Below are 21,199 nucleotides of genomic sequence, written 5' to 3' on the forward strand. Positions count from 1 at the left end.
TCCCCTGACGCGAATTATCAGGAGGAGGACGAAGGCGGAGAAACTGCGGCGCGCTGCGCAAAAAGTAAAGTAATAGGAATGATGGCGACCCTGCTGGTACACTAAGGAGTGGCAGTCTGGCTCCGGCATCATTATGCTGAGTCCTCAGTCTCCGTTTCGCAGACCAGCGCAGAAAGACGGGTTAAACGATGTTTTTTCGTGTATCGTCAAATTATTCATTATAAATCAACGATGAAGTGTTAATGAGCTATCAGGTTCTTGCCCGTAAGTGGCGCCCCCAAACTTTTGCCGACGTCGTCGGACAGGAACATGTGCTGACCGCACTGGCTAATGGCCTGTCGCTCGGGCGCATCCATCACGCCTACCTGTTTTCCGGTACCCGTGGCGTGGGGAAAACCACCATTGCCCGTCTGCTGGCGAAAGGACTGAACTGCGAAACCGGCATCACCTCCACGCCATGCGGCGTGTGTGACAACTGCCGCGAGATCGAACAGGGCCGTTTTGTTGATCTGATCGAAATCGACGCTGCCTCCCGGACGAAAGTCGAAGATACCCGCGAATTACTGGATAACGTCCAGTACGCGCCGGCCCGTGGCCGCTTCAAAGTCTATCTGATTGACGAAGTTCACATGCTCTCGCGTCACAGCTTTAATGCGCTGTTGAAAACGCTGGAAGAGCCGCCCGCGCACGTCAAATTCCTGCTGGCGACGACCGATCCGCAGAAATTACCGGTCACGATTTTATCGCGTTGTTTGCAGTTCCATCTTAAAGCGCTGGATCCGGAACAAATCCGCAAACAGCTCGAAAACGTATTAACTCAGGAAACCATTGCCACTGAACCGCGCGCGCTTCAGCTGCTTTCCCGTGCTGCCGACGGCAGTATGCGTGATGCACTGAGCCTGACCGATCAGGCCATCGCCATGGGTCAGGGCGCGGTGACCACCGAAACCGTGGCACAAATGCTCGGTACCCTCGACGACGAACAGCCACTGGCGATGCTGGAAGCGCTGGTCAGCGCTGATGGCGGCCAGATGATGGCGCAGGTCGAGCAAGCTGCGTCCCGTGGCGTGGACTGGGAAAATCTGCTGGTAGAAACGCTGGCGCTGCTGCACCGCATTGCCATGGTTCAGCTGTTGCCGTCAGTGCTTGATAATCATTATGCGGCGATTGAACAACGCCTGCGTGAACTGGCGCGTGTCATTCCGCCGGCTGACGTTCAGCTTTATTACCAGACCTTACTGATTGGCCGCAAAGAGCTGGCGTACGCGCCGGACAAACGCATGGGCGTTGAAATGACGCTGCTGCGCGCGCTGGCCTTCCATCCGAAAGTGATCATTGCTGAGCCGGCCGCGGCACCTGCTTACGTTGCGCCGCAACCTCACGCCCCCGCGCCGCGCGCCGCAACAACGCAGCAGCCGTCGCCGCAGCAGGGCCACAATGATTCGCCACCGCCGCACGGCAGCGCAGAACCGGCTTCGATGCCGGATTCCACCGCACAGCTGTTGCAGGCGCGAACACAATTACTCAGGCAGCAGGGGAGTACCACCCCAAAAAAAGCTGAGCCGGCAGCGCCAGGAAAAGCGCGGCCGGCAAACTCAGCACTGGAGCGCCTCGCTTCGGTGACTGAACGTGCGCAGACACAGGCCAGCGCGAAGAAAGAGCCCGCTGCGCCGGTCAAAGAAGAAGCGTACCGCTGGAAAGCGCTGACTGAGCCGGAAGAGTCCTCCGAGCCAGTGGCCACGCCGAAAGCCTTGCGAACGGCTCTTGAGCATGAAAAATCGCCGGAACTGGCTTCCCGTCTGGCAGAAGAAGCGATTGAACGTGATGAATGGGCGGCCGAAATCAGCCGTCTGACCATTCCGAAACTGGTTCAGCAACTGGCGCTGAATGCGTACCGGGAACAGCCGGAACCGGGCAAGATCTGCCTGCACCTGCGTTCTTCGCAAAAGCATCTGAATTCGCCGTCCGCGCAGAAAGTGCTGGCGGAGGCCTTATCGGCGCTGCATCAGACACCGGTTGAACTCACCGTGCTGGAAGATGATAATCTGGCGGTGAAAACGCCGCTTGAGTGGCGACAGGCCATTTATGAAGAAAAACTGGCGCAGGCGCGTCAGTCAATTATTGCGGATAACAACATTCAGACACTGCGCCGGTTCTTCGACGCGGAGCTGGATGAAGAAAGTATCCGCCCAATTTAAACGCCGCGATTGTGACGCGGCCATTGCTGAGAGAGAAGACTATGTTTGGAAAAGGCGGCATTGGTAACCTGATGAAACAGGCCCAGCAAATGCAGGAAAAAATGCAACAGGCTCAGGCAGAAATCGCTCTGCTGGAAGTCACCGGTGAATCAGGCGCTGGCCTGGTAAAAATCACCATCAACGGTGCGCATAATGTGCGTCGCGTTGAAATCGATCCAAGCCTGCTGGAAGACGATAAAGACATGCTGGAAGATTTGATCGCTGCGGCGTTCAATGATGCTGCACGTCGTATCGAAGAAACTCAGAAAGAAAAAATGGCAGCCGTGTCTGGCGGCATGCAGTTGCCACCAGGCTTTAAGATGCCGTTCTGATGCAAACCAGCCCTCTCCTTGAATCTTTAATGGAGGCGTTGCGTTGCCTGCCGGGCGTTGGCCCGAAGTCTGCGCAACGTATGGCATTTCAGTTGCTGCAACGCGATCGCAGCGGCGGAATGCGGCTGGCGCAGTCTTTAACGCGTGCGATGTCTGAAATCGGCCACTGTGCCGATTGCCGTACGTTCACCGAGCAGGAAATCTGTACGATTTGCGCCAATCCACGGCGTAAAGAAAACGGCCAGATTTGCGTGGTGGAAAGCCCGGCAGACATTCACGCGATAGAACAAACCGGTCAGTTCTCTGGTCGCTATTTTGTGCTGATGGGCCACCTGTCACCGCTTGATGGCATCGGGCCGGACGACATTGGTCTGGGCCGCATGGAAGAGCGTCTTGAAAGTGAAAACATTCAGGAAGTGATCCTTGCGACTAACCCGACGGTCGAAGGTGAAGCAACGGCCAACTACATCGCTGAAATGTGCGGCCAGTACGGCGTGCTGGCGAGCCGTATCGCGCACGGTGTGCCGGTCGGTGGCGAACTGGATATGGTGGACGGTACCACGCTGTCACATTCCCTCGCCGGACGTAATCCCTTCAAGTTCTGACTGTTATGGATCGGGCGCAGCGCAGCGCGCCCGGTTTACTTTCTCCTGTCCTGCTGAATTTCTTCTAAATTATTTTGCCGCATGCTTGAAAACCCCCGTCCCTAACCCCACTTATTCCTCAACGTCTGATTTGGTCAATAACAGTATCTGGATTGAGGTAATTTGATGAGTATGAAAGGACAAGAGACACGCGGATTCCAGTCTGAAGTAAAACAACTTCTTCATCTGATGATCCATTCTCTGTATTCAAACAAAGAAATTTTCCTGCGTGAGTTAATCTCCAACGCTTCCGATGCGGCTGACAAACTGCGCTTTCGCGCGCTGTCCACGCCTGAGTTATATGAAGGCGATGGCGAACTGCACGTGCGTCTGGCGTTTGATAAAGAAAAACGCACCCTGACGCTGAGCGACAACGGTATCGGTATGAGCCGCGATGAAGTCATCGACAACCTCGGTACTATCGCCAAATCCGGCACCAAAGCTTTCCTGCAATCTGTCGGTTCTGAGCAGGCGAAAGACAGCCAGCTGATCGGCCAGTTTGGCGTCGGTTTCTACTCTGCCTTTATCGTGGCCGATAAAGTGACCGTGCGCACCCGTGCGGCCGGTGCCAGCGCCGACGAAGGCGTGTTCTGGGAATCTGCCGGTGAAGGTGAATATACCCTGGCGGATATCGAGAAAGCCGATCGCGGGACTGAAATCACCCTGCATCTGCGCGAAGATCAGGACGAATTCCTTGATGACTGGCGCGTGCGCTCCATCATCAGCAAATACTCTGACCATATTGCGTTGCCGGTTGAAGTTGAAACCCGTAACGAAGAAGACGGCACTGTCACCTGGGAGCAAATCAACAAGGCGCAGGCCCTGTGGACCCGTGGCAAGTCTGAAGTCACCGACGAAGAATACGTTGAGTTCTACAAACATATCTCCCATGACTTCAGCGATCCGCTGAGCTGGAGCCACAACCGCGTTGAAGGTAAGCAGGAATACACCAGCCTGCTGTACATCCCTTCACAGGCGCCGTGGGATATGTGGAACCGCGATCACAAGCACGGCCTGAAACTGTATGTTCAGCGCGTGTTTATCATGGACGAAGCCGAGCAGTTCATGCCGAACTACCTGCGTTTCGTGCGTGGTCTGATAGATTCCAACGATCTGCCGCTGAACGTGTCCCGTGAAATTCTTCAGGACAGCCGCATTACTCAGAACCTGCGCAGTGCGCTGACCAAACGTGTTCTGCAAATGCTGGAGAAACTGGCGAAAGACGACAACGAAAAATACCTGCAATTCTGGAAACAGTTTGGTCTGGTATTGAAAGAAGGCCCGGCAGAAGACGGCGCGAACAAAGAAACCATCGCCAAACTGCTGCGTTTCGCCAGCACCCGCAACGACAGCAGCGAGCAGACTCTGTCGCTGGAAGAGTATGTGGCGGGCATGGTGGAAGGTCAGGACAAGATTTATTACATCACAGCCGACAGCTACGCCGCGGCGAAGAGCAGTCCGCATCTGGAACTGTTCCGTAAGAAAGGCATCGAAGTTCTGTTGCTGTCTGACCGCATCGACGAATGGATGATGAGCTATCTGACTGAGTTCGATGGCAAAGTCTTCCAGTCCGTCAGCAAGGCTGACGACACACTGGACAAACTGGCTGACGAAAGCGAAGAGCAGAAAGAAGCGGAAAAAGCGCTGGAGCCGTTCGTCGAGCGCGTGAAAACGCTGCTGGGTGAGCGTGTGAAAGAAGTGCGTCTGACGCACCGTCTGACCGATACGCCAGCCATTGTGACCACCGGTGCTGACGAGATGACCACGCAAATGGCCAAACTGTTTGCCGCTGCCGGTCAGGAAGCGCCAGAAGTGAAATACATCTTCGAGCTGAACCCTGAACATGCGCTGGTGAAACGTGCATCTGATGTGGCTGACGAAGACCAGTTCAGTGAGTGGATCGAACTGTTACTGGATCAGGCGCTGTTCGCAGAACGCGGCACGCTGGAAGATCCAAACCTGTTTATTCGCCGTATGAATACGCTGTTGCAGGCGTAATCTGCTGAAATAAAAGTGAAAAGGGCGTCGTGAAAACGAGGCCCTTTTTTTATGGTCGCCCCCCTAATCTGCCGCGTTAACCCCAGTGCCCGTAGGGGTTGTTCCTTGAGCAAAAGCGCTCAGAATGGTATGGTTGACCGTTTTTCGAGATTCATAAAAATTACATGCAAGGGGATTTACGCAATGCGTATCATTCTGCTGGGCGCTCCGGGCGCAGGTAAGGGTACTCAGGCCCAATTCATCATGGAGAAATTTGGTATTCCTCAGATTTCTACCGGTGATATGTTGCGCGCCGCTGTGAAGGCCGGAAGTGAGCTCGGCAAGAAAGCAAAAGAGATTATGGACGCCGGTAAACTGGTGACGGACGAACTGGTTATCGCTCTGGTGAAAGAACGTATTCAGCAGGAAGATTGCCGTAACGGTTTCCTGTTAGACGGTTTCCCTCGCACCATTCCGCAGGCTGATGCCATGAAAGAAGCGGGCATCAAGGTCGATTACGTGCTGGAATTCGACGTACCTGACGAACTGATTGTGGATCGCATCGTCGGTCGTCGCGTACATCCGGGCTCTGGCCGTGTGTATCACATCCAGTACAATCCGCCAAAAGTGGAAGGTAAAGACGATGTGACCGGCGAAGACCTGATCACCCGTAAAGACGATCAGGAAGAAACCGTGCGTAAACGCCTGGTGGAATACCATGAGCTGACTGAGCCACTGGTGTCCTACTACGGTAAAGAAGCAGAAGCAGGCAACACCCGCTACGTCAAAATAGACGGCACCCAGCAGGTTTCTGCCGTGCGTGACGAACTCGCGGCTATCTTAAGCTGATTCCCGCTGCACCGGTTCTGTTAACGGGGTGACTTAGGTCGCCCCGTTTGTTTTTACGCCATCCCCTGCCAGAAATAGTCACAATTCGCATTGATAGCCATTGCCGTTGTTCCGATCGCCTTTGTTTTCGTTACAATGACGTGCGCTTCTTCCTGAGCTACCGTAAACGGGAGCGCCCATGATTTTTCACTCTGGCTTCAACGCCATCAATTTAGGAAATTCAGCATGACGCAGACCAAATTCGGGGTCCTCCTGGTTAATCTCGGAACACCTGAAGCACCGACGCCTAAGGCCGTAAAAAAATACCTGGGTGAGTTTTTGAGTGATATCCGCGTCGTAGATACACCCCGCCTGCTCTGGTGGCCAATCCTGAATCTGGTGATTTTGCCTTTGCGTTCTCCGCGCGTATCCAAGCTGTACAAATCCGTGTGGATGGAAGAAGGCTCGCCGCTGATGGTTTTCAGCCGTCGACAGCAAAAAGCCCTGGCTGAGCGCCTGCCGGGTACGCCGGTTGAACTGGCAATGAGCTACGGCAAGCCGGGTATGAAAGATCCGATCGAAAAACTGCTGGCGCAGGGTGTGACCAAAATGGTGGTGCTGCCGCTGTATCCGCAATATTCCTGTTCCACCAGTGCCGCCGTTTTCGACGGCGTAGCGCGGGTGCTGAAATCACAGCGCCGTCTGCCGTCCCTCAGCTTTATTCGTGATTACGCCACCCATCCGGCCTACATCTCCGCGCTGAAAGCCAGTATCGAACGTTCTTTCGCGCAACATGGCGAACCGGACCGTCTGGTGTTGTCCTTCCACGGTATTCCAAAGCGTTTTGTGGCGGAAGGTGATGATTACGAACAGCGCTGCCGCGACACCGCGCAGGCGCTGACCGATGCGCTGCAACTGCCGACCGGCAAAATTATGCTGACTTTCCAGTCGCGCTTTGGCCGTGAACCGTGGCTGACGCCGTACACGGACGAAACCCTCAAAGGCCTTCCGGCTCAGGGCGTTAAGTCTATCCAGATTATCTGTCCCGGCTTCGCCTCGGATTGTCTGGAGACGCTGGAAGAGATCAAAGAAGAGAATCGTGAGATTTTTATGCATGCAGGCGGCGAGCGCTTCGAATATATTGACGCCTTAAACGACCAGCCGGAGCATATCGATCTGCTGCAACAACTGGTCACTCAGCACTTCTGATGGAAGGCTGAGCTTTTTGAATTTCCTGAGAACAAGCAATGAAATTTCCTGGTAAGCGTAAGTCAAAACACTATTTTCCGGTCAGCGCGCGTGACCCTTTACTGCGCGATTCTATGCTGCAGGCGATGCAGCCGGAATCCGAGGGCGGGGCATCCTATATTGTTGGTATCGATCAGACGATGGTGGATATCGAAGCGCGCGTGGATGAAAGTTTTGTTGCCCGTTACGGTCTGACGCCCGGCGAGTCCAATATTCTTGATGATGACATGTCGGAAGCGCTTTACCAGGAACTGATGGCAAACGCGCTGATTACGCACCAGTTTGCAGGCGGCACCGTGGGCAATACGCTGCACAACTATTCCGTGCTGGCCGATGACCGCTCGGTTCTGCTGGGGGTGATGTGTAACAACGTCAGAATCGGTGATTACGCCTACCGCTACCTGTGCAACACCTCAAGCCGTGTAGATCTAAACTTCCTGCAGGGCGTCGATGGCGCGATCGGCCGATGCTTTACGCTTATCAGCGACACCGGCGAACGTACGTTTGCCATCAGTCCGGGCAAGATGAACGGACTGAAAGCCGAAAGCGTACCGGAAGACGTCATCGCCGGCGCCTCCGCGCTGCTGTTGACCTCATACCTGTTACGCAGCAAACCCGGCGAGCCTATTCCGCAAGCCACCATGCAGGCGATTGAGTACGCGAAAAAATATCATGTGCCGGTGGTACTAACGCTCGGCACGCAATATGTGATTGCAGATGATCCGCAGGCATGGCGCGATTTCCTGCGCGATCATGTCTCGATTCTGGCGATGAACGAAGATGAAGGATTTGCACTCACCAGCATGAAAGATCCGCTGATGGCCGCCGATAAGGCGCTGGACTGGGTCGATCTGGTGTTGTGTACCGCCGGGCCGAACGGCCTGTTTATGGCGAGTTATACCGAAGAAGCGTTCAAGCGTACCACGCAGCATCCCCTGCTGCCGGGGGCGATTGCCGAATTTAACCAATACGAATTCAGCCGTGCGATGCGCCGTGAATGTTGTGAGCAACCGCTGAAGATTTATTCCCACATCGCGCCTTACATGGGCGGCCCGGAAAAAATCATGAATACCAACGGGGCAGGCGATGGCGCGTTATCGGCGCTGTTGCATGACATTGCGGCGAACGGTTTTCACCGCACGTCCGTTCCCAATTCCAGCAAGCATTCGCGCGAGTATCTGACCTATTCCTCGCTGGCACAGGTGTGTAAATACGCCAACCGTGTGAGTTATCAGGTGCTTAACCAGCATTCACCGCGTCTGACGCGTGGCCTGCCGGAACGTGAAGACAGTCTGGAAGAGAGTTACTGGGAACGCTGAGTGAAGCGGGCGGGGTGACCCCCGTCCGGCTTTCTGATTATCCTGCCTGCACCTGATTACGGCCTGACGTTTTGGCGCGATACAGCGCGTCATCCACACGTTTAAACAGGCTGGTAAAATCTTCCCCCGCTTCGTACTGCGCCACGCCCACGCTGACAGTCAGCGCAGGCATTTCCGGCTGCGATAACTGCTGCACTCTTTCACGCAGGGCTTCGGCAGCGATCATCGCGCCTTCCAGAGGCGTCAGCGGCAGCAAAATCAGGAACTCCTCACCGCCCCAGCGGAAGACCGTATCGCTTTCGCGGATCCCGGTTTCCAGCGTTCTGGCCAGCATCACCAGCGCATCATCGCCTTTGTTATGCCCGTACTGATCGTTGATCGTTTTGAAATGATCGGCGTCCACCAGCATCAGGCTGAAATTGTGTGTCCGCTGCGGATTTTGCGTGCGCGCATTCTCCACCAGTTGCATGAACTGACGACGGTTACCCAGCCCGGTGAGCGGATCACGAAGCGCTGCATGTTCCAGTTCCTGCTCAAGCCGTTTTTGCTCAGTGATGTCGTGAATGATGCACAACATCAGCCGTACCGCGTTCAGCTCCACCGGCCCGGCATAGGTCTGGACGTGGCGCAAATTGCCGTCCGCCAGTTTATGCACGAACGTCAGCGGCTTGTGCCCGCCGGGCAGTCGGGCAATTTCATGCATCACCGGCAATACGTCCAGCCCCATCGCATTGATTTCCCAGGTGTGTTTCATGCAGATTTCGTCGCGCGTATAGCCATAGAAACGGGTGGCGGCCTGATTGGCATCGACAATCTGCCCATTATTGGCGGGATCGATTAACAACATCGGGGCGCTGTTGGTCTGAAAGAAACGCTCATAGAAACCACTTTCATCGCGGCGATAGCGTGTGTTGCTGGGAACGGGTACCGGAACATTGGCGGCGGACGTGTGGGCACCTTCGAAGACAATGGCATGTTCACTGCCATCCAGCGGTATCGAGGATAAGCGGCAGGTCAGCGGAAATGCGCGGCCTTCTTTGTGGATCGTCCAGATTTCGACAATCTGATCGCCTTTCGCCAGATTCGGCAAATAGGCATCGAGAGACTGGTGAGAATGAACGGAAAACTGGCCGTTACGCAGCGGCCCCAGCAGGCTGTTGCCTGCCAGCTTTCTGGCGGCGATATTGGCAAAAAGGATGTGCTGACTTTGCGCCGAAACAACCCAAATCGGCGTACTCAATATGTTTAACGTTTCCAGATGGGGTAACGACATTGCGACGACCGATCAATATTTGGCATAGCCACAGAATACCGCGAAATGATCTGATTTGGCGTTTTTTATGTTACAGAGGTAAAAGGGAAAAAAACGGGCAATAAAAAGGGTGCAGCCGCAGGACTGCACCCCTGATTCATTACGTTGTTAAGGCGTCATCACACCGGACAAAATGGCCGTTTCTCGTCTTCGGTCATGATGTCGATTTGCAGCATACCCAGCATGCTGTTGGCGATCTCACGTTCGCCCATCACCACGCGATCGGCGCCGCGTTCGAGAATGTAGGTCACTTCGTCATCGTAATGCGCGCGGGCAATAATTTCGATATTTGGCCGTTTGGTGCGGGCGGAAGCGACAATTTCTCCGGCTTCGTAACCGTTAGGAATGGTCACCAGCAGCCAGCGCGCGCAGTCGAGACGCGCCAGATCCATGATTTCCTGATTGGCCGCGTTGCCCAGCACCGTACTGATACCTTGTTCGCGCAGCGCTTCAACGCGCGGGCGGGAGTTTTCAATCACCACCAGCGGAATACCGGCGGCCTGAAGTTTCTCACCGAGCAGGCTGCCGACGCGGCCATAGCCGACCAGCAGCGCGTGATTGCACAAATCGAACGGGATTTGCTTCTCGTCTTCCACCGCTTCTTCGACGCTCTGATCTTCGATGGTTTCTGTTTTCGCCAGATATTTTTCCAGCAGCGTAAACAACAGCGGGTTAAACATTATCGACAATATGGCCCCCGCCAGCACCAGATTGCGGCCATGCTCGGAGAGCAGCCCCAGCGAAATCCCAAGGCCGGCAAGAATAAAGGCGAACTCACCAATCTGCGCCAGGCTGACGGAGATGGTCAGCGCGGTGCGTCTGGAGTGCCCGAACATCATCACCAGCAGGAAGGCGGCGATGGATTTACCGAATACGATAATCGCCAGGGTTGCGATCACCGTCAGCGGCTCGCGCACCAGAATCATCGGGTCGAACAACATGCCCACCGACACGAAGAACAGCACCGCAAAAGCGTCGCGCAGCGGCAGGGTGTCGTGCGCGGCACGCTGGCTCAGTTCGGATTCGTTCAGCACCATCCCGGCGAAGAACGCACCGAGCGCGAACGAGACATCAAAGATTTCAACCGCGCCGTAAGCGATACCCAGCGCCAGCGCCAGAACCGACAGCGTGAACAGTTCGCGTGAACCGGTGCTGGCGGTTTTCGCCAGGATCCACGGTACCACGCGGCGTCCGACCACCATCATCAGCACCATAAACGCGATCACTTTACCGATAGTCACCGCCAGGCCGGTCAGCAGTTCCACCGGGCTGGAGTGATGACTTTCCAGCATACCGCTGAAGGCCGGCAGCAGCACCAGCGTCAGCACCATCACTAAATCTTCAACAATCAGCCAGCCGATGGCGATTTGCCCGCGCTGACTTTCAATAAGTTGCCGTTCTTCCAGAGCGCGCAACAGCACCACGGTACTGGCAGTAGACAGGCAGAGCCCGAACACCAGCCCGGTGGCGAGGTCCCAGCCCATAAGGTGTGATAACCCCATCCCAAGCAGCGTCGCTACCGCGATTTGCGCTACAGCGCCGGGAATGGCTATCGCCTTTACGGCCAGTAAATCTTTCAGAGAGAAATGCAACCCGACGCCAAACATCAGCAAAATGACGCCAATTTCAGCCAGTTCGGGAGCAAGAGAGGTATCAGCAACAAAGCCAGGTGTGAAAGGTCCGGCCAGCACGCCCGCGGCGAGATAGCCAACCAGAGGAGAAATACGTAAACGATTGGCGATCATGCCAAAAAGAAAGGCCAGTACCAGGCCACCGACAATCGTGGTAATCAAGGGCGTAGAATGATGCATTCAGACTCCTTCTGGTGATGCACAAAGCAATGTGTTGCAGATTGTTTCTAAGTTTATGGTAAAAATCGTTCCGGCGTTGAGGAATTTTGGCCTTTTTTGCAGTAAATCCCCCGCAGACAACAAAAAAAATCCCAACGGATGATTTAAATGGGTTTTATCCGACAAAGCTCAAGGGGAGAAGGGGTAAGAAGCTGCCGGCAATTGGGTTGCCGGCAGCGAAAGGCAGGCTATCAGGCGCGGTGATTTTCCAGATTCGGCAGGAAGGCGGTGAATATCCCAAGCAACGGCAGGAAGGCACAAATCTGATACACCAGCTCAATGCTGGTGATGTCTGCCACATACCCCAGTACCGCAGCGCCCAGACCGCCCATACCAAAGGCCAGCCCGAAGAACAGCCCGGAAACCATACCGACTTTTCCTGGCATTAACTCTTGTGCAAACACCAGAATCGCCGAAAACGCCGAGGCGAGGATCACGCCGATAATCACGCTCAGTACGCTGGTCCACATCAGGTTGGCGTGTGGCAAAAGTAGGGTAAATGGCGCGACGCCGAGAATTGAAGCCCATATGACGTATTTGCGCCCAATCTTATCTCCCACCGGCCCGCCGATGATGGTGCCTGCTGCGACGGCAAACAGGAAAACAAACAGGTGAATCTGAGCACTTTGTACCGATACACCAAATTTATGGATCAGGTAGAAGGTGTAATAACTGCTGATACTGGTCAGGTAGAAATATTTTGAAAATACCAGTATCAGCAGAATGCCCAGCGACATTGCCACCGTTTTGCGGGGCAGGACGGTGATGTTCATTTTCACCGGCCCGCGCTTTTTGGCGATCTGATTCTGCTGGCGGTACCACTTGCTGATTTGCAGTAACACCACAATGCCCAGTAACGCCGCCAGTGAGAACCAGGCAACGTTGCCTTTACCGTAAGGCGCAATGATCAGCGCCGCCAGCAACGGCCCCAGGGAAGCCCCGAAATTTCCACCGACCTGGAACAGCGATTGCGCCAGGCCATGACGTCCGCCGGAAGCCATACGCGCCACGCGGGAAGACTCCGGGTGGAAAACCGAGGAGCCGGTGCCGACCAGCGCGGCGGCCAGCAGAACCACCGGGAAACTCTGCGCGACAGCCAGCAACAGCAGGCCGGAGAGGGTGAACCCCATGCCGACGGGCAGGGAGTAGGGCTGCGGGTGTTTATCGGTGTAATAACCGATCAGCGGTTGCAGCAAAGAAGCCGTGATCTGATAGGTCAGCGTGATCATGCCTATCTGGGTGAAGCTGAGCGAAAACTCATTTTGCAGCAACGGATAAATCGCGAGGATCAGCGACTGGATCATGTCATTAAGCAGATGAGAAACGCTGATCGCCGCCAGAATAGAAAACGCAGTCTTTTTGACTGCGTCTTTCTGCGGGCTGTCCGGCGTTGCCGTATTGTCGGTCATGGCGCGTAAACCTTAATGTTCTGTGCAGAAGGGGGCCGGGGGTCAGTCGACTTTGGCGATCTCAGCAAACTGGCCTTTCAGTAACCGGCAAAGATCGCCTGCCGCCAGCTCAATATCAAGCCCGCGTTTACCGCCTGAAACATAAATGGTGGAAAAAGTCTGCGCCGGACTGTCGATCACCGTCGGCAACAGTTTTTTCTGCCCGAGCGGGCTGATGCCGCCGACCAGATAACCGGTCACGCGCTGCGCGATGGCCGGATCCGCCATGTCGGCTTTTTTCGCCCCGAGGGCTTTCGCCACCTTCTTCAGATCCAGCATGGACGCCACCGGCGTTACCGCCACGGCCAGGTTTTTAGCGTCTCCGTTCAGGGAAACCAGCAGGGTTTTGTAGACCTGACGCGCATCCAGCCCCAGCTTTTTCACCGCTTCATCGCCGAAGTGGGTTTCGTCGCTGCTGTGCTCATACGAATGAAGAGTGAAGCTGACTTTATTTTTTTCCAGAAGAAGTACCGCTGGGGTCATGATCTTTCATCTCTGATTACTTTTTTGTTCGAAAAATCGTCGGCAGTTCAATTCGATGAAATTTAACAATAAAGTATGATTATTAAGCGAGGGAGAAATAGTAGTGCAATGAATGGTTATTGCCAAGACCCAACACAGGTTGTTACCCTGTGCCCGCCGGTGTCGCGTCCGCAAGGGCAGGCACTGTAGCTATAAAAATAAAATGAAATTCCTCTTTGACTGGCCGGCCTTAAAACCCGGCCATTTTTTTATCCTTTCAGCAGCTCCGGCAGGTTCCCCTCACCATACAAATGCAGCGCGCCGACGGCCACCACGTAATGCCCCGGCGGCAGTTCCAGCAGCAGTTGCTTCCAGCGAATATTTCGCTGATTCATCAGCACGTCGTAAAGATCGCCGCTGAAAGTGTTCGGCAGCTGATCTAACGCCATCACCGGTTTGGTATCCAGCCACCAGCTGATCATGGTTTGCAGCAGCCGGGCGTTGGTATGCCAGTGCGTCAGCGTATCTTCCAAAAGCCCCAGACCGTCGTCGGGAAGTTGCTGCAACAACGCGAACTGTTCCTGCGGCCCCTCCAGCTCAATGACCGGGGTGTTTTGTAGTTTGGCTTTTTGCAAAAGCTGATAATCAATGCCGTAATTTCCGCGTAACCCGAGGCGCTGAGCCTGAGTGGCCTGCAACATCAGCGCGACCTGCCACGAGGGCAGCGGATTCAGCGTCCACATCGAGACGCCCAGCTCTTCGCATAAGCGTTCGACGTGCAGATAGTGTGATTCAGGAAGGCGTTCCGCCAGCGGAGGAAACTCACCTGACATCGCAAAAGGAGACTCGGTGCCACTGATATCGGCCTCGACGATCAGCGCATCGGCTTTTTGCAGGCGGCGTAATAACTGCGCGGGCAAAGGCTGCATGTCCTGGGTGCCCATATGAATGCTGCCCACCAGATGTAAAAAGCGGTTGCCGGGAAGCTGAATATCAAGGGCGGGATAGGAATACTCGACGGGGAACAGCCTGCGGAGCCAGCTGAATGCCTGATTGAAAAACTTCGCCATATCGCATGGTCTCCCGAAAAATGAAAGACCATGCTAACGCGTCAGCGGTTGAGCGAACAGAGGAAACGTCTTGTTTTTTAGGCCGGTTTTTTCGGTGTGAACCTTAACAGTCGGTTCGCGTTCGCCACCACAGTGATGGATGACAGAGCCATCGCCGCGCCCGCAATCACCGGGCTGAGCAACGTACCGGTCAGCGGATACAGCACGCCGGCGGCCACGGGTATCCCAATCACGTTGTAGATAAAGGCGCCGAGCAGGTTCTGTTTCATATTGCGCAGCGTGGCCTGAGACATCGCCAGTGCATCGGCAACGCCGTGCAGGCTGGGGCGCATCAGGGTAATTGCGGCGGTTTCAATAGCCACATCGCTGCCACCGCCCATTGCAATGCCGACGTCCGCCTGCGCCAGCGCGGGAGCATCGTTAATGCCATCGCCAATCATTGCCACCTGCTGGCCTTTGGCCTGCAAGGCTTTGATGGCATCAGCTTTGCCTTCCGGCCGCACACCGGCAATCACCGTATCGATACCCGCCTGTGCAGCGATAGCCTGCGCGGTGCGCGGGTTGTCGCCGGTCAGCATCACCAGCTGATAACCGAGCTGATGCAGACGCTGCAAGGCGCTGACGCTGTCCTCGCGCAGCGGATCGCGCAGGGCGAACAGCGCAGCGAGGTGCCCGTCAACCGCCAGCAGAACCGGCGTTGCGCCTTGCGCGGTCATTGCATTGAGCAACGCGTCGGTAACCAGAACGTCAATGCCGTTTTCCTGCATCAGCGCCTGATTGCCCAGCAGCAGCGTTTTGCCTTCCGTTTCACCCCGCAGACCCAGACCGCCGAGCGTGCGGAAGTTCTGCACGTCGGGAATGGCCTGATCTTGCGCTTTTTCGACAATGGCCTGCGCCAGCGGGTGATGCGATCCCTGTTCCAGCGCGGCAGCAAAGCGCAGCGCCTGAGGCTCGCTGATATCACCAAACGTATGAATATCCGTCACTTTCGGCTGGCCTTCGGTCAGCGTGCCGGTTTTGTCGAAAACCAGCGTGGAGAGGGTGCTGGCTTTTTGCAGCGCATCGGCATCACGTACCAGCACGCCAAATTCCGCCGCGCGGCCCACACCCGCAGTAATCGACATCGGCGTTGCCAGTCCCAGTGCGCAAGGGCAGGCGATGATAAGCACCGTGGTCACAATCACCAGCGTATACATCAGCTGTGGCTGAGGGCCAAAGAAATACCAGATAGCACCGCTGAACAGCGCAATCAGCACCACCGCAGGCACGAAAACGGCAGAGATTTTGTCGGCCAGTTTGCCGATTTCCGGTTTACTGCTTTGCGCCTCGCGCACCAGTTTGATGATGCGCGACAGGGTGGTCTGGCTGCCAATGGCGTCAGCGCGAAACAGCACGCTGCCATCTTTTACCAGCGTTCCCGCATGTACTTTTTCACCCTGCGATTTCTGCCGCGGAACCGGTTCACCGGTCAGCATGGCCTCATCCATCCAGGCTTCGCCGCTTTGAATTTCACCGTCAACCGGCACACGATCGCCGGTGGTCAGGCGCAGCGTCATGCCCTGCTGAACCTCGGCCAGCGGCAGGTTTTTTTCCCCCTGCGCGGTGACCACGCGGGCCGTGGGCGGCGTGAGATCCAGCAATCGTTCAAGCGCCTGAGACGAACGCTGGCGTCCGCGTTGCTCCAGCGCGTGGCCGAGATTGATCAGGCCGATAATCATGACGCTGGCTTCAAAGTAAAGGTGGCGGGCCTGCATCGGGAACGCCTCCGGCCACAGGCAAACGGCGAAGGAGAATATCCACGCCGCGCCGGTGCCGAGCGATACCAGCGTGTCCATATTGGCGCTGCCGTGCATCAGGCTGTTCCACGCGCTGCGGTAAAAATGCCCGCCCGCGACAACCATGATCACCAGCGTCAGAATGCCGACGATTAACCAGGCAGTCTGGCTGGCGTCGGTGACCATCATTTCACCGCCGAGCAGCCCCCACAGCATCAGTGGAATACCGGCGGCCAGACCGAGAGCGGCCTGCCAGCTGAAACGGATCATGCTGCTGCGCGCGGTCTGTTGCTGACGCTCGCGGCGTTTGGTTTCATCAATAATAATTTCAGCGCCGTAACCTGCGCGTTCAACGGCGGCAATCAGCGCTGCCTGATCAACGTCACCGCTGACCAGCGCACTGCGTTCCGCCAGATTGACCCGCGCCCGTTCGACGCCGCTGACGCCTTCCAGCGCCTTCTGCACTTTACTGACGCAGCTGGCGCAGCTCATGCCGCTGAGTAAAAGCTGCACGCTTTCATCAGATGCCGGAACAGATGACGCCGCCGCTGACAGGGGTTCCGGCAAAACGTTCGCCTTATCGGTCAGCGGCTCAGATTTTGGGGAGGCGTCCTCCACAACCTGCGCTTCATAACCGGCGTTAACAACGGCATCGACCAGGCTCTGGCTGCTGGCATCGCCTTTGACGATGGCTTTATCCAGAGAGACTTCAACGGCAGTGGTGCCTTCCACAGCTTCCAGCGCTTTACGCGTTGAAGCCACGCAGTGCCCGCAGGACAAGCCTTGCAGCGATAATACGGTCGTCGTCATGATGAATTTCCTCAGGGTTAACTTCACTAAGGACAGAGGATAAACCTTCCAGCAAGGGGAAGGTCAAGCCTGCATTTTTCGCTTTCGCGTTCTTGTTCATTAACAGTTTATTTAGGAATCTCCCTCTCTGATGGATTATCGTTATCTACCTAACTATATAACGGTGGGTAATAAGGGAAAGACAATGGCAAAGATGCAAACAACGTTTCTGCTGATGGCCGGTTTGCTGGCGGCACAGTCCACACAGGCGGCGGAGGATTTTCGTGTGACGTACGCCGGTTCGATGGGCGTGGTGATGGATAAATTTCTGGGTCCAGATTTTGCAAAGCAAAAAAATGTGAATTATCAGGGACAGGGGCAGGGCGCTTACGGCATGGCGAATCTGCTGGCGTCTAAAAAAGTGGTGGCGGATGTTTTCGTTTCTATCACGCCGGGGCCGGTTGAAATCCTGCAAAAAGCCGGGCTTGCCGGGCAGGCTGTTCCGGTTGCCAGCACCAGCATGGTGATCGCCTACAATCCGAAAGGCAAATACGCCGAAAAATTCACCGCGATTAAAGACGGTAAAGCGGGCGCAGAGCCGTGGTGGAAAGTGTTACAGACGCCGGGGCTGCAATTCGGTCGTACCGACCCGGTCAGCGATCCGCAGGGGCAGAACATCATTTTCACCCTGATGCTGGCGGAAAATTATTACAAACAACCGGGGCTGGAAAAAGCAGTGCTGGGGGATGTGCAAAATCCTAAACAGATTTCCGGTGAAGGCGGATTACTGACCCGCCTGGAAGCAGGGCAGGTTGATGCGGCCTCAGGTTACGAAAGTGCCACTGTTTCTGCTCACTTGCCGTACATCAAATTGCCGGATGAAATTAACCTCAGTAATCCGCAGATGTCGAAAGACTGGTACAGCAAGGTCACTTTCAACGTGATAGACGCGACCGGAAAAGAGAAAACCCTGAGCACGCAACCGCTGGTCTTCTACGCCGTGGTGCTGAACAACGCCCCGCACCCTGAACTGGCCAAAGAGTTCATCCGCTACCTGCAAAGCGCGGAGGCGCAGCAGCTGTTTAAACAAAATGGCTATGACAAACCGAAAGGCGGAAACCTCTAAGTTGCGCACGTCAGGTCTGGCGGTTCCCGCGCTGGCGTTGCTGCTGGTGCCGTTTATTACACTGTTGTTCCTGACGCCGTGGTCGGATTTTCATCTGGCTTACGGCGACAGGCACGCGGTGGCGGTGTCTCTCGGGCTCAGTCTGGTGTCGGTAGGGCTGATTATTCTGCTCGGACTTCCGGTGGCTTACTGGCTGGCAAAAACTGCATCGCGCTGGCGTGTTCTGGTGGAAATGCTGGTGTTGATCCCGCTGCTGACGCCGCCGCTGGCGATGGGGATTTTGCTGGTGTCGGTGTACGGACCTTACGGCTCGGTGGGTGAAATACTGTCTGCCATCGGCTTGACCCTCAATAATAATGCGCCAGCCTTTGTGTTGGCGCAGATTTATGGCGCGTTACCCTATTTCATTTTATCCGCCAGAAGTGCGCTGGAAGCCGTGCCGAAAGATGTCGAAGAAGCCGGGAATACGCTCGGTGCCTCACCGTTTCAGGTTTTGGTTCGCCTGACATTGCCGCTGGCCTCACGCGGAATTGCCGCTGGCGTGGCGATAGCCTGGGTGCGTGCCATCGGGGAGTTTGGCATCGTGATGGTGTTCTGCTATTTCCCGCAGGGCATTCCGGTCAAAATGTTTATCAACCTGCAAAACGACGGCGTGACGTCGGTCTATTCCCTGTTGTGGATCCTGCTGATTGTCACCTTGCCGCTGCCAATGTGGCTGCTTCTGCGCACTAAAAAACAGGCCATTCATCACCGCTGATTTCTGCGAATGGGCATACCAGGCGTATGATGGTGACCTGTTGCGCAAAAACCAGCACGTCGTGGAGGCGAAATGAATATCAGTGATGTGGCAAAAAAAACCGGGCTGACCAGCAAAGCGATTCGTTTTTACGAAGAGAAGGGGCTGGTGACCGCGCCGATGCGTGGTGACAACGGCTATCGCCGCTATGCGCAAAAACACATTGAAGAGCTGACGCTGCTGCGACAGGCGCGACAGGTCGGGTTCACGCTGGATGAGTGTCAGGAGTTGATCGCGTTATTTCATAATCCGGAGCGGCACAGTGCGGATGTGAAAGCGAGGACGCTGGAAAAGGCCGCAGATATTGCGCGGCACATTGAAGAACTGAACGTGATGCGCCAGCGTCTGCTGACGCTGGCGGAATCCTGTCCGGGTGACGACGGCGCCAGTTGCCCGATCATCGACAACCTCAGCGGCTGCTGCCACACCCGTTAACGGCGGTGAGGCTCCACGCGCAGCGTCGCGCCTTCCACGCCGGTGATCATCACTTCGTCACCGACGTTGAGCGGCGAAGTACACACCGCGCGCCAGCTGCTGTCACCGACTTTTACACGGGTGAAGTGATTCTCCGCAGGCTCAATGACGGTGGCAAAGGTACCGACCATCTGCTGCCCGCGCTGGTTTAATGAAGCATTGGCACTGTTTTTATCCATGCGCTGGTTGAGCCATTTCCACCACAGCCAGGCTGCGATAACGGTGAGCAGTGCAAAAGCCACACCTTGCCATTCCCACGGCAGGGGCAGGATCCAGGTGATTAACCCTACCAGCGCGGCTGCCACTCCGCTCCACAGTAAATAACCGCTCGCCCCGACCAGCTCAGCCGCCAGTAACAGACCGCCGAGCGACAGCCAGAACAGATGCGGCGTCGCCATCAGGTTTTGCAGCATTATTTTTCGCCTTTTGATTCTTTCAGTAATTCAGCGATACCACCAATCGAGCCCATCAGGCTGCTGGCATCCAGCGGCATCATGATCACTTTGCTGTTGTTGGCAGAACCGATTTTTGTCAGTGCGTCGGTGTATTTCTGTGCCACAAAGTAATTGATGGCATGGACGCTGCCGGCAGCGATGGCTTCTGACACCATTTTGGTCGCCTGGGCTTCGGCTTCTGCCGCACGCTCACGGGCTTCGGCCTGCAGGAACGCTGACTGCCGCTCACCTTCCGCTTTGAGGATCTGCGACTGTTTTTCACCTTCAGCCCGCAGGATCGCCGACTGGCGCACACCTTCAGCTTCAAGAATATCGGCGCGTTTCGTACGTTCGGCTTTCATCTGCGCGTTCATGGCAGAAATAAGCTCTGCCGGTGGACGCACGTCGCGAATTTCGATGCGGGTAATTTTCACGCCCCACGGATTAGTCGCTTCATCGACGATATGCAGCAAACGTGCGTTGATGTTGTCGCGTTGTGACAGCATCTCATCGAGTTCCATTGAGCCAAGTACGGTACGGAAGTTTGTCATTGTGAGGTTCACAATGGCCTGCTCCAGGTTGCTGACTTCATAGGCTGCGCGCGCGGGGTCGATCACCTGAATAAAGCAGACGGCGTCGATGGCGACATTGGCGTTATCGCGGGAAATCACTTCCTGAGACGGAATATCCAGTACCTGTTCCATCATGTTGATCCGGCGACCAACGCGATCAACGAAAGGCACCACCAGGTTCAGCCCCGGCATCAACGTTTTGGTGTAACGCCCGAAACGTTCGACGGTCCACTGGTAGCCCTGCGGCACGATTTTGATGCCGGCAAAAACCACCAGCACGGCAAGGACGATCAGGATAAGGATTGGAATGGGAATGAGATCAAACATAGATGAAACTCCTGTAAATTGAGTCCTGAATATTCCGGCTGGAACATCCCGATAAAATATCTCCCTGGCGCACTCACCAGACGGTCAGGCGCATGGCGAATTGTCGCACAATTCAATAAGGCTTCGTATTAATAAAGAAGATCGCTGTGAATGAACATAATGAAAAGGCCGCGAAAAAT

At 55.5% G+C, this 21,199-nt stretch carries 18 protein-coding genes and 1 other annotated feature; of the genes, 10 read left to right on the top strand and 8 right to left on the bottom strand.

All coding sequences use genetic code 11. The features are described from left to right. The first annotated feature begins 242 nt into the window (after positions 1 to 242). The 7 genes from dnaX to ABSH60_RS14935 all read left to right on the top strand — a co-directional run bounded on the left by dnaX (position 243) and on the right by ABSH60_RS14935 (position 8,585). On the top strand, positions 243 to 2,198 hold the full coding sequence (gene dnaX, locus ABSH60_RS14905) for a DNA polymerase III subunit gamma/tau (RefSeq protein ID WP_390974591.1): 1,956 nt from the start codon (positions 243 to 245) through the stop codon (positions 2,196 to 2,198). Then, positions 1,531 to 1,595: a sequence feature (DnaX frameshifting element), on the top strand. Its footprint overlaps the gene before it by 65 nt. Before the next feature lie 41 nt (positions 2,199 to 2,239). Next, positions 2,240 to 2,569 (top strand): YbaB/EbfC family nucleoid-associated protein, encoded by a 330-nt coding sequence (locus ABSH60_RS14910; protein ID WP_056771195.1) that lies wholly within the window; start codon positions 2,240 to 2,242, stop codon positions 2,567 to 2,569. Continuing rightward, positions 2,569 to 3,174, top strand: a complete 606-nt coding sequence (gene recR, locus ABSH60_RS14915; protein ID WP_056771197.1) for a recombination mediator RecR — start codon at positions 2,569 to 2,571, stop codon at positions 3,172 to 3,174. Before ABSH60_RS14910 ends, recR begins: the two co-directional genes overlap by 1 nt. A 171-nt stretch (positions 3,175 to 3,345) precedes the next feature. Beyond that, the gene (gene htpG / locus ABSH60_RS14920) at positions 3,346 to 5,211 is read left to right on the top strand and encodes a molecular chaperone HtpG (protein ID WP_056771993.1); all 1,866 of its coding nucleotides are present in this window, start codon (positions 3,346 to 3,348) and stop codon (positions 5,209 to 5,211) included. Between the two features lie 183 nt (positions 5,212 to 5,394). Next, complete coding sequence (gene adk / locus ABSH60_RS14925) at positions 5,395 to 6,039, top strand: adenylate kinase (RefSeq protein ID WP_056771200.1); 645 nt, start codon at positions 5,395 to 5,397, stop codon at positions 6,037 to 6,039. Between the two features lie 225 nt (positions 6,040 to 6,264). After that, positions 6,265 to 7,227 carry a ferrochelatase gene (hemH, locus tag ABSH60_RS14930; RefSeq protein ID WP_056771203.1) on the top strand — a complete coding sequence of 321 codons (963 nt, stop codon included), beginning with the start codon at positions 6,265 to 6,267 and terminating at the stop codon, positions 7,225 to 7,227. Between the two features lie 38 nt (positions 7,228 to 7,265). After that, a complete protein-coding gene (locus ABSH60_RS14935) occupies positions 7,266 to 8,585 on the top strand; it encodes an inosine/guanosine kinase (RefSeq protein WP_390974594.1) in 1,320 nt (439 codons plus the stop codon). A 37-nt stretch (positions 8,586 to 8,622) separates the two neighbouring features. Here ABSH60_RS14935 and ABSH60_RS14940 read toward each other — a convergent pair whose 3' ends face one another. The 6 genes from ABSH60_RS14940 to copA form a co-directional block, all read right to left on the bottom strand. Then, complete coding sequence (locus ABSH60_RS14940) at positions 8,623 to 9,858, bottom strand: diguanylate cyclase (protein WP_390974596.1); 1,236 nt, start codon at positions 9,856 to 9,858, stop codon at positions 8,623 to 8,625. A gap of 158 nt (positions 9,859 to 10,016) precedes the next feature. Continuing rightward, complete coding sequence (ybaL, locus tag ABSH60_RS14945; RefSeq protein WP_056771213.1) at positions 10,017 to 11,708, bottom strand: YbaL family putative K(+) efflux transporter; 1,692 nt, start codon at positions 11,706 to 11,708, stop codon at positions 10,017 to 10,019. A 230-nt stretch (positions 11,709 to 11,938) separates the two neighbouring features. Beyond that, a complete protein-coding gene (locus tag ABSH60_RS14950; protein ID WP_056771217.1) occupies positions 11,939 to 13,156 on the bottom strand; it encodes an MFS transporter in 1,218 nt (405 codons plus the stop codon). 42 nt (positions 13,157 to 13,198) lie between these two features. Further along, entirely contained in the window at positions 13,199 to 13,678 is a 480-nt protein-coding gene (gene ybaK, locus ABSH60_RS14955) for a Cys-tRNA(Pro)/Cys-tRNA(Cys) deacylase YbaK (protein WP_390974599.1), read from the bottom strand. A 248-nt stretch (positions 13,679 to 13,926) separates the two neighbouring features. Then, positions 13,927 to 14,727 (bottom strand): TraB/GumN family protein, encoded by an 801-nt coding sequence (locus ABSH60_RS14960; protein ID WP_056771223.1) that lies wholly within the window; start codon positions 14,725 to 14,727, stop codon positions 13,927 to 13,929. A gap of 77 nt (positions 14,728 to 14,804) precedes the next feature. After that, positions 14,805 to 17,312: a copper-exporting P-type ATPase CopA gene (gene copA / locus ABSH60_RS14965; protein ID WP_390974602.1), complete on the bottom strand. Its 2,508-nt coding sequence runs from the start codon at positions 17,310 to 17,312 to the stop codon at positions 14,805 to 14,807. Positions 17,313 to 17,496: 184 nt separating this feature from the next. Between copA and ABSH60_RS14970 the strand changes: the two genes are divergently transcribed. The 3 genes from ABSH60_RS14970 (at position 17,497) to cueR (ending at position 19,648) form a co-directional block, all read left to right on the top strand. Further along, the gene (locus tag ABSH60_RS14970) at positions 17,497 to 18,417 is read left to right on the top strand and encodes an extracellular solute-binding protein (RefSeq protein WP_390974604.1); all 921 of its coding nucleotides are present in this window, start codon (positions 17,497 to 17,499) and stop codon (positions 18,415 to 18,417) included. Next, the gene (locus ABSH60_RS14975) at positions 18,389 to 19,174 is read left to right on the top strand and encodes an ABC transporter permease subunit (protein WP_390974605.1); all 786 of its coding nucleotides are present in this window, start codon (positions 18,389 to 18,391) and stop codon (positions 19,172 to 19,174) included. The genes ABSH60_RS14970 and ABSH60_RS14975 overlap by 29 nt, the downstream gene beginning before the upstream one ends. 72 nt (positions 19,175 to 19,246) lie before the next feature. Then, positions 19,247 to 19,648 (top strand): Cu(I)-responsive transcriptional regulator, encoded by a 402-nt coding sequence (cueR, locus tag ABSH60_RS14980; RefSeq protein ID WP_056771234.1) that lies wholly within the window; start codon positions 19,247 to 19,249, stop codon positions 19,646 to 19,648. Here cueR and ABSH60_RS14985 read toward each other — a convergent pair. Then, complete coding sequence (locus tag ABSH60_RS14985) at positions 19,645 to 20,100, bottom strand: NfeD family protein (protein WP_056771236.1); 456 nt, start codon at positions 20,098 to 20,100, stop codon at positions 19,645 to 19,647. The two genes, cueR and ABSH60_RS14985, sit on opposite strands and share 4 nt — an antisense overlap. Continuing rightward, entirely contained in the window at positions 20,100 to 21,020 is a 921-nt protein-coding gene (locus ABSH60_RS14990; RefSeq protein WP_056771239.1) for an SPFH domain-containing protein, read from the bottom strand. The genes ABSH60_RS14985 and ABSH60_RS14990 overlap by 1 nt, the downstream gene beginning before the upstream one ends. Positions 21,021 to 21,199 lie beyond the last annotated feature (179 nt).

The organism is Rahnella sp. R3(2024) (genome assembly GCF_042920125.1).
GTDB lineage: Bacteria > Pseudomonadota > Gammaproteobacteria > Enterobacterales > Enterobacteriaceae > Rahnella > Rahnella rivi.

Bases quoted from the DNA above. Each gene is read 5' to 3' on its own strand.
- dnaX (WP_390974591.1), top strand. From the start codon at position 243: ATGAGCTATCAGGTTCTTGCCCGTAAGTGGCGCCCCCAAACTTTTGCC.
- ABSH60_RS14910 (WP_056771195.1), top strand. From the start codon at position 2,240: ATGTTTGGAAAAGGCGGCATTGGTAACCTGATGAAACAGGCCCAGCAA.
- recR (WP_056771197.1), top strand. From the start codon at position 2,569: ATGCAAACCAGCCCTCTCCTTGAATCTTTAATGGAGGCGTTGCGTTGC.
- htpG (WP_056771993.1), top strand. From the start codon at position 3,346: ATGAAAGGACAAGAGACACGCGGATTCCAGTCTGAAGTAAAACAACTT.
- adk (WP_056771200.1), top strand. From the start codon at position 5,395: ATGCGTATCATTCTGCTGGGCGCTCCGGGCGCAGGTAAGGGTACTCAG.
- hemH (WP_056771203.1), top strand. From the start codon at position 6,265: ATGACGCAGACCAAATTCGGGGTCCTCCTGGTTAATCTCGGAACACCT.
- ABSH60_RS14935 (WP_390974594.1), top strand. From the start codon at position 7,266: ATGAAATTTCCTGGTAAGCGTAAGTCAAAACACTATTTTCCGGTCAGC.
- ABSH60_RS14940 (WP_390974596.1), bottom strand. From the start codon at position 9,858: ATGTCGTTACCCCATCTGGAAACGTTAAACATATTGAGTACGCCGATT.
- ybaL (WP_056771213.1), bottom strand. From the start codon at position 11,708: ATGCATCATTCTACGCCCTTGATTACCACGATTGTCGGTGGCCTGGTA.
- ABSH60_RS14950 (WP_056771217.1), bottom strand. From the start codon at position 13,156: ATGACCGACAATACGGCAACGCCGGACAGCCCGCAGAAAGACGCAGTC.
- ybaK (WP_390974599.1), bottom strand. From the start codon at position 13,678: ATGACCCCAGCGGTACTTCTTCTGGAAAAAAATAAAGTCAGCTTCACT.
- ABSH60_RS14960 (WP_056771223.1), bottom strand. From the start codon at position 14,727: ATGGCGAAGTTTTTCAATCAGGCATTCAGCTGGCTCCGCAGGCTGTTC.
- copA (WP_390974602.1), bottom strand. From the start codon at position 17,312: ATGACGACGACCGTATTATCGCTGCAAGGCTTGTCCTGCGGGCACTGC.
- ABSH60_RS14970 (WP_390974604.1), top strand. From the start codon at position 17,497: ATGGCAAAGATGCAAACAACGTTTCTGCTGATGGCCGGTTTGCTGGCG.
- ABSH60_RS14975 (WP_390974605.1), top strand. From the start codon at position 18,389: ATGACAAACCGAAAGGCGGAAACCTCTAAGTTGCGCACGTCAGGTCTG.
- cueR (WP_056771234.1), top strand. From the start codon at position 19,247: ATGAATATCAGTGATGTGGCAAAAAAAACCGGGCTGACCAGCAAAGCG.
- ABSH60_RS14985 (WP_056771236.1), bottom strand. From the start codon at position 20,100: ATGCTGCAAAACCTGATGGCGACGCCGCATCTGTTCTGGCTGTCGCTC.
- ABSH60_RS14990 (WP_056771239.1), bottom strand. From the start codon at position 21,020: ATGTTTGATCTCATTCCCATTCCAATCCTTATCCTGATCGTCCTTGCC.